We start from the raw sequence: 7,863 nt of genomic DNA, 5'->3' as shown, positions 1-7,863 counted from the left end.
CTTCCAAGGGGCGGTATCGCCCTCCGCTACGCGGATAACTTCCAAGGGGCGGTATCGCCCTCCGCTACGCGGATAACTTCCAAGGGGCGGTATCGCCCTCCGCTACGCGGATAACTTCGGCCCTGTTGATTCGTTACCGAATGGTAACGAATCAACCGAATCTGGTATTACCCGTGCACTGGCGGCCTCTGCAAATGTCAGTTTCTTCCCTGACCCCTGACGCCCATACCCTGTACCCTATTAGCTGTGGGACTTTTTGACAATTTAGTGGGGGCTTTCCTCAAACTAACCGACCCTACGCCGGAATACACCGGGCCGCGCTGCTTGCTCGAGCGCAACAGCGTGGGTGGGTGTGACAAGTGCCAGCAGGTCTGCCCGCATCAGGCCATCAACCTGCAAAGTTTTACCGTAGAAATTGACGAGGTGAAGTGCACGAGCTGCGGGTTGTGCACGGCTGTTTGCCCGGGTCTGGCCCTGGAGTTCCCGCTGGGCCCTATTCAGGAGAAACTACACCGGGGGCGGGGTCAGCTTCGCTGCTCCAAAGCGCCCGGGGCCGGTGACGAAATTCACTGTTTGGGACAACTCACGCCAGGGGTTCTGGCCGAAGCGGGTTCCCGCTATGGCCCGCTTACCTTAGCCCACGGGGACTGCGCGAGCTGCAGAATCGGGGGTCCTGCCATCCCTGAGCGGTTAGGGTGGGCTGTGGAGGAGGGCAAAAAGTATTTCCCAGGGCTCGAGGTGCTTATACAGCAGGATGCGCTGCGCGGGGCGGAGGTGGGCCGCCGGGAGTTTTTTGGGGCCATGTTTGGTGGAGCCAGGCGTTCTGCTGCCGAGCTGGTGCCCAACCTGCCCTTGCCAGAGGAGCCCTACGAAGATAAGCGCGCCGAACTCCCTCCAGAGCTGCGCTTGCGAAAGGTGGCAGCTTACCGGGCCCAGGAGGTACGGTGGCCTCGTATCGCCGTGGCCGAAGGGTGCACGCTGTGCCCGGTCTGTACCAACGTGTGCCCTACCAAGGCGGTTGAGCGCGAGCGCGATACGGTAGAGGGCTTGAGCGAGGAGTACGTCTTGAAGCTGAATGTGTCGGCCTGTACAGGTTGTGGGGCTTGTGTGGAGAGCTGCCCTCCGCAGGTCATCTCGCTGGTAGAAGCCACCCGGGAGGAAGTGTTGGGGGAGCCGCTCGAGCTCTACCGGGGTATGCCTCCCTGGTACGACCTCTAGTAGCTAGGCGATGGCTTGTTGTATAGAGCGCTCTTCACATCGAATGAGCCTCTCGAGCATCAAGAATCCTCAGTTTCCGGGCGGCAGCGTCTTTGAAGGGCGCGATAATACCAACTTTACCTGTAGAGTTAGCTTTGAGGGTCGTTCCAAGCTCCCTCATCGGGCGACACCCCAGGTCAGGGTCGGTGCGTGAACCCCCGCAAACCTTAGCCAAGTGCGCTTTAGACGGCCGGTGTTGCAAAAAAATGCTTGTAGGAAGGCGACCTGGCCGGGTATTAGGCCTCCACCTAGCCTCCCCGTTGGGGGAGGAAGTAGGGGTTTTACTTTATGCACCGGGCCTGGCAGCAGTGCAAAGGTTTGACACATCGCGGCCAGACCCCTAAAATACCGTTTGCTGTCCTGCGGGTTTCGCACCTAATAGGTGGGGGAACCATTCTGGCTGCTACCTGCTGGGGCATCGTCTAATGGCAGGACAACGGTCTTTGGAACCGTCGGTCGTGGTTCGAGTCCACGTGCCCCAGCCATCAAACCCTCCGAGCCGTGTTCGGAGGGTTTCTGCTGTCTGATTAGTCAGTGTGACATATGGGCGTTACCCTGGCTCCTGGTCTGCTACTATCATGGAATATATGGCGGAAGCTGTGCAAAGTGACAAAGTTTTGGTAATTACCTCGAGCCTGACCCTGCGGGCCTTGCTCGAGCTGGTTATTGAGGAGCAGGGCGTTGAGGCCCAGTTTTATGAGAAAGCCCAGGAGGGTCTGGATTTCCTCAAAGCGCATACACCCCGGGCGATTGTACTGGATGATGGAATTGAAATTGACCCCTTTTCTATTGCTTCCCGCCTGAAAATGAGCCGCCGCCTGCGGGAAGTGCCTGTGGTGCTTTTCATTGGAGATAGCGATGATCGTACCAAGCTTACTGCCGAATTTGCTCGTGTAGAGCATGTTCTCTCCAAGCCGGTGGATCGCAAGGCTTTTTCCAGCATCCTACGCAACCTTCCCCAGCAACAGCCCAGCGTGTAGCCGAAGCCTTACCCAGTTGCTGATGAAATAGCCCAAGCAAATAGCGCCCTCCGAAATGACCCATCGAATCTCGTCTGGGCAATATCCCAGGGAAGGGCCTGGTTACCATTGGGCAGAATCGGTATTACAAACACTCTAATCTGCGACTGCTACACTAACTCCCGTGCGTAGATTGCTCCAGATTGTGCGGGTTGTGTTTATTGCGGGTTTTTTGGGGGCAGCGGGAGCTGCAGGGTATGTGGCCTGGCTGCTGCTACGCGATCTGCCCAGCCTCGAGACCCTCGATAACCTACGTTTTACCGCAACCTCGACCTTTTATACCCGTGATGGCATTCCCATTGCCGACCTGGCCTCGGTGGAGGATGGACGGGCCATTGCCCGGCAACTGGTGCGTTTGAGCGAGGTTTCGCCAGCGGCTGCTGTGGCGGTGGTGGTCTCGGAAGACCAGCGCTTTTTCAAGCACTACGGCATCGACTTCATCCGCCTGTTTGGGGGCTTGTACTACTCCTTGCGCGGCGACCTGCAGGGGGGTTCGACCATTACCACCCAGGTGGTCAAGAACACTTTGCTGCGCGACCTGGCTTTTGAACGCCGAAGCATTAGCGGCCTCGAGCGCAAACTCAAGGAATTTCCCCTGGCCATCCAGATTGAGCGGCGCTACTCTAAAGAGGAAATTCTGGAGATGTACCTCAATGTGGTGCCCTGGGGGAGCAACGCTCAGGGCATTTGGGCAGCCGCTCAGGCCTACTTTGGTAAGGAACCCTCCGAGCTCAACCTGGCCGAAGGGGCCTATTTGGCCATTTTGTTGCCAGCTCCCAACCCCCGCTACCTGGACTACCCCTCCACCCGGCGTCGCATGAAGGTTTTGTTGGAAAATATGGTGACAGAAGGTTGGGTCAGCCAGGCCGACGCCGATGCGGCCTGGCGCTACAAGCTGGTGCCCAAGGGTTGGGAAGTGGCCTACGATGACAGCGGCAACCTCAAGAGCGCCAAACTCATAGACCCCAGTGTGCGCATTGTGCCGGAGCGCAACGTGCGCTTGGCGCCCTATTTCGTATATGAAGTACAGCGCTACCTGAAGGAAAAGATTGGCTCCGACAAGCTGCGAGATCAGGGAGGTCTGCGCATCATCACCACGCTCGATCTGAAGATGCAGACTGCCGCGGAAAAGGCCGTAGTGGGTCGCCGCCTGCCCGACCAGGCTCAGTTGGCGATGGTGGGCCTCGAGCCCAACTCGGGCGAGGTGCTGGCCATGGTAGGGGCACGTCCCGGTACGGAGGGGGAGTTCAACCGGGCAAGCCAGGCCTGGCGAAGTCCCGGCTCGGCTATCAAGCCCTTTACCTACGGCGTGGCCCTGGAAGCGGGCTGGACCCAGGCTACTACCGTGCTAGATGCTCCCATAGAATACCCTACCCCGCGGGGAGTGTGGCGACCCAAGAACTTTGATGGGAAGTACTTGAATCGTCCGGTCAGCCTCCGCTACGCCCTGGACCGCTCCCTCAACCTACCGGCTATTCGCACCGCTGAGGCCATTGGCGTGCAGCGCCTGGGGGATAAATTGCGGGCTGCCGGGTTCCGCCTGACTGGCAATATGGCCGTGCTGGCCAATTCAATTGGCGGAGGGGCAGATATAACTCCGATCGGATTGGCGGCAGCCTACGCCAGTTTTGTCAATGGTGGTTATTGGGTCGAGCCGCGCCTGGTTTTGAGGGTTGAGGATAACAATGGCCGAGTAATCTATGAGCCCGAAACCAAAAAGGTACTGCTCTGGACACCGCAAGTAGCCTACCAGATCTGGGACATGCTCAAGGGCTACGTCTACGATGTCCCGCCGGGTTTCCGCAGTAGTTTGGCCGCTGAAGCCCGCATTCCAGGGCGCATTGTGGGCGGCAAGACCGGAACCAGTGACGATGCCATTGACCTGTGGTTCGCCGGCGCCACCCGGGGACTCGTGGCTACGCTCTGGATAGGCCGCGATGACCACAAGCCCCAGCGTATGGGAGGTATAGAGCCGAGCAGCTCGATGGTCAACCCCCCCATCTGGCGCGATTTTGTGGAGCAGGCCTTGCGGGGCCGCCCTGCCGGCGACTTTCCTCAGCCCTCGGGGCTGGTTCTGGCCAATTTCGATCTACTTACCGGCAACGACAGCTCGAGCGGAGTGGCCGCGCTCTTCCCAGCCCGCCAGGTGCAACGTACGCAGGCGGTTGTGCGGGACGCTCCGCCCCAGCCTACCTATATCTCGCGGCCTGGCCCGGCGGTTGCCAGTACCAATGCCTATCAAACCATCGCAGTGGATCGGGCCACCAACTGCCTGGCCTCTCCTCAGACCCCTACCGAACGGGTGGTATGGCTGCAGGTACCGGATAGCCGCGTCAACGACTATCAGTGCAACTAGCGCAGGGGTTTTGTAAGCTACCTACCCTATTGCGTTTGACTTTTGCTGCAGTTGCATTTATTGTTTTTTCAGATGGTTTGGTATACCACCACCACTACCTAGGCGACAGCTCGCTCGAGTTGTCGCCCAAGCCTGCCTACCCTGGCGGGTTTTTTGTTTCTCAGAGGAGATGCCATGAGAATCGGAATTGTTGGAGCTACCGGAGCGGTTGGCAAAGAACTACTGAGTGTGCTTGAAAAGCGCAACTTTCCCGTATCTGAGCTGCGACTATACGCCTCAGCTCGTTCGGCGGGCAAAAGCCTCAAGTTTCGTGGTAAGGAAGTGAACATCGAGGCGCTACCCGAGACCCCCTTGCCGGTGGATGTGGTGCTGGCGAGTGCAGGGGGTGCTATCTCCAAGCAATACGCCCCCATCTGGGCCAAACAATCGGTGGTGATTGACAACTCATCGGCTTTCCGCTACGACCCCGGGGTGCCGCTGATTGTACCGGAGATAAACGCCCATGCCATACAGGGTCACAAAAACATCATTGCCAACCCGAACTGCACAACAGCCATACTGGTAATGGCCCTTTATCCCCTTCACAAGGCTTTTGGGGCCAAGCGGGTGATTGTTAGCACCTACCAGAGCTCGTCGGGTGCAGGTGCCAGCGGAATGGAGGAGCTTCTGCACGGAACCCGGCAGTACCTGGCGGGGCAGCCCGTTGAACACAAGACCTTCGCTTACCCTTTGCCCTTTAACGTGATTCCTCACATCGATGCTTTCCAGGAAAACGGCTACACCAAAGAGGAGATGAAGGTGCTGTGGGAAACCCAAAAAATTATGGGAGACACCCAGATTCGGGTTTCCTGTACAGCAGTTCGGGTTCCGACCCTGCGGGTACATTCCGAAGCCGTGACGGTGGAGTTTGAGCGCCCGATAAGCCCCGAGGCGGCACGAGAAGTGCTTCAGGGTGCCCCAGGGGTAGACCTGGTAGACGACCCAGCCAACAAACGCTATCCACTGCCACTCACCGCAACAGGCAAGTTCAACGTGGAGGTCGGACGTATCCGTAAAAGCCTGGTATTCGACAACGGGCTGGACTTTTTTGTAGCAGGGGATCAGCTGCTCAAGGGTGCGGCCTTGAACGCGGTGCAGATTGCGGAGCTGCTGCAAAAGCCGGTAGCCGGCTAAAAACCAGGGCTCAAAAGCAACTCCAGGATTGCATGAGGTCGGATGGCCCTGTAAGCTTCGCCATAGCGTGTTTATCGAACCCGTAGAGTTCACCTGCCAAACTTCACGCCACAGGCACAGTGCCCAGGTATATTCCGAATACGGTTATTTTGACAGAAAAACTTTGGAAGCACTCAGAAACCGGCCATCCATCACAGCAACCTGCCAGAAACGACCCGTATACTCTTCCCGGAGGTTTTGATTATGCGTAAATGGCTAGTTTTGATGGTTTTGTTGCTCACCCCGGCCTTCGCCCAGAGCGTCCAGATAACCGCCGGTAGCCCATTTGGGGTTAATGCGGGCATTCGCTTGCCGCTGGTACCGTTTGTGCTGGATGGGCGGGTGTATGCGGGGGCCAACTTCTTCACGGGGGGCCCGGCCTCCTTGGGCGGTGGTGCCGATGTGTTGGTAACGGTGCCCCTGACCGACCTGTATGCGGGTGCAGGGTTGTTCTATGCGACCGGCACGACCGTATCCTTGCTGGCCCAGGGTTCTACTAGTGGGGGTCTGGGGGCCAGGGGGGTAATCGGAACCTATCTGAACGTGGGCCTGCCCCTAATCGGTATTTTTGTTGAGGTGCATCCGATGCTGTTTTTCTCCGGCCCCAGCACGTTTGGTCTGGGGGGTGCGGTGGGCGTTAACATCGGTTTTTAGCTACACATAGTGACAAGGGCTGGCACCAAGCCAGCCCTTGTCTTTACGGCAGAACTGCTTCATGGCGGATTTGATCCGACATTCCGCACCATTCTTATTCCAGGAGGTAATACCAACCTTAGATAGATAGTCATTCATTGGGGATCCACCCGAACCCCGCCACCTCCCGGATGACCTCGGGGTGCTCCTGGAGATAGACACACCGCTGGGCTAGGCGTTCTTCCAAAACCTCCAGGCTGGGCAGGTGTTCGTTGGCCACCGCCTCCCGCAGCAAAGGCACCACCGGCTCCGCCGGGGAGAGTTCCGGGGTGTAGGGCGGTAAGTGCAGCAGCAGCAGACCGGGCGGTACCTGGAGGTCCTTGGCCCGGTGCCACCCAGCGTTGTCCAGAAGCAGGAGGATGACCTTCTCCCCCTGGGGGTCCACCTCCTGCTGGAACTCCTGCAGGGCCAGACTCATGAGTTCGCTGTTGACCGTGGGCAGGATCAGAAAGCTGCTCTTCCCACTGGCCGGATGCACGAAGAGATAGACGTACAGCCATTCATAGCGGGTGCGATGGAAGGCGGGAGGCCGCTGTCCTTTGCGTGCCCAGACCTTACGCAGGATGGGTTTCAGGCCCAGGCGGGCCTCATCCTGGCTCCAGACCTCCACCCGCTTATCCGGGTGCAGTTGCCGCTGGGCCTCTACCCCCTGGGCTAGCTTTTTTTGAAAGCCTCCTGCGCCTGCGTGTTCGCAGCGCGGGTGTGCCGAGGACGGGGGCGTTGCAGGCTGAAGCCCAGCCGGCGCAGGTAGGTCCAGGCGGTGACCTCGGCCATGCCCTTGCCGGTGTGCGCCTGGACCCAGTGGGCCACCTTGCGGGCCGTCCACACCCCCCCGTCGGGGGGGCGCTGTTGCAGGGCCTGCCCGAGGGCTTGTTGCTCCTCTGGGTTCAGCAATGCCCGCTTATCCCCTCCCGGGTTGTAGCGGTGCTTATCGATGAGCCCTTGGGGTCCCTCGGCGTTGTAGCGCCGGATGAGCTTGTAGACCCAGTTCTGGCTAAACCCGGTGGCCTGGCTCACTGCCAGGGTGCTGGGGCGGTGCTCCCGGGTCTGCTGGGCGTACAACCAGATCACCTGCCAGCGGATCTTCTCCTTGGCATCCTTGCAGCTACGGTAGCGCTGTTCGAGTTCTTCCAGGCTCTGGTGGGGGTGTAGGGCTATGGCTTTGCTCGGCATACATTATTATCTACATAGATTTGGTATAATATCGCTCCACCCCCAGCAGACGGGCTGCCGTCTCGTGATGGGGTGTCAGGTTGAGCACCCGGGGCCTGCCCTCCAGCACCACCAGACGCACCCACAGGAAAAGCTGGAACACCCAGCGTAGGG

The 7,863-nt window shown here is 59.0% G+C and carries 7 protein-coding genes and 1 tRNA gene; 6 read left to right on the top strand and 2 right to left on the bottom strand.

Annotated elements, in window-relative coordinates; translation table 11 throughout:
• Positions 1 to 246 precede the first annotated feature (246 nt).
• The 6 genes from Mhypo_RS16550 to Mhypo_RS16525 all read left to right on the top strand — a co-directional run bounded on the left by Mhypo_RS16550 (position 247) and on the right by Mhypo_RS16525 (position 6,498).
• On the top strand, positions 247 to 1,218 hold the full coding sequence (locus Mhypo_RS16550) for a 4Fe-4S dicluster domain-containing protein (protein WP_119342350.1): 972 nt from the start codon (positions 247 to 249) through the stop codon (positions 1,216 to 1,218).
• A 450-nt stretch (positions 1,219 to 1,668) separates the two neighbouring features.
• A tRNA-Gln gene (locus tag Mhypo_RS16545) sits at positions 1,669 to 1,742 on the top strand.
• Between the two features lie 102 nt (positions 1,743 to 1,844).
• Complete coding sequence (locus Mhypo_RS16540) at positions 1,845 to 2,237, top strand: response regulator (RefSeq protein WP_119342351.1); 393 nt, start codon at positions 1,845 to 1,847, stop codon at positions 2,235 to 2,237.
• Between the two features lie 163 nt (positions 2,238 to 2,400).
• Positions 2,401 to 4,632 (top strand): transglycosylase domain-containing protein, encoded by a 2,232-nt coding sequence (locus tag Mhypo_RS16535; RefSeq protein WP_119342349.1) that lies wholly within the window; start codon positions 2,401 to 2,403, stop codon positions 4,630 to 4,632.
• A gap of 174 nt (positions 4,633 to 4,806) precedes the next feature.
• Positions 4,807 to 5,805 carry an aspartate-semialdehyde dehydrogenase gene (locus tag Mhypo_RS16530; RefSeq protein WP_119342348.1) on the top strand — a complete coding sequence of 333 codons (999 nt, stop codon included), beginning with the start codon at positions 4,807 to 4,809 and terminating at the stop codon, positions 5,803 to 5,805.
• A 243-nt stretch (positions 5,806 to 6,048) separates the two neighbouring features.
• Entirely contained in the window at positions 6,049 to 6,498 is a 450-nt protein-coding gene (locus Mhypo_RS16525; RefSeq protein WP_119342347.1) for a hypothetical protein, read from the top strand.
• 130 nt (positions 6,499 to 6,628) lie between these two features.
• On the opposite strand, the gene Mhypo_RS18665 is transcribed toward Mhypo_RS16525, so the two are convergent.
• Together Mhypo_RS18665 and Mhypo_RS18660 are read right to left on the bottom strand one after the other, a co-directional pair.
• Positions 6,629 to 7,294, bottom strand: coding sequence for an IS630 family transposase (locus Mhypo_RS18665; protein ID WP_240637304.1), 666 nt, complete (start codon positions 7,292 to 7,294; stop codon positions 6,629 to 6,631).
• On the bottom strand, positions 7,192 to 7,710 hold the full coding sequence (locus Mhypo_RS18660) for a winged helix-turn-helix domain-containing protein (protein ID WP_240637303.1): 519 nt from the start codon (positions 7,708 to 7,710) through the stop codon (positions 7,192 to 7,194). The genes Mhypo_RS18665 and Mhypo_RS18660 overlap by 103 nt, the downstream gene beginning before the upstream one ends.
• Positions 7,711 to 7,863: the final 153 nt, after the last annotated feature.

Source organism: Meiothermus hypogaeus, assembly GCF_003574035.1.
Taxonomy (GTDB): domain Bacteria; phylum Deinococcota; class Deinococci; order Deinococcales; family Thermaceae; genus Meiothermus; species Meiothermus hypogaeus.
This window is presented reverse-complemented; position numbering and strand designations above follow the sequence as displayed.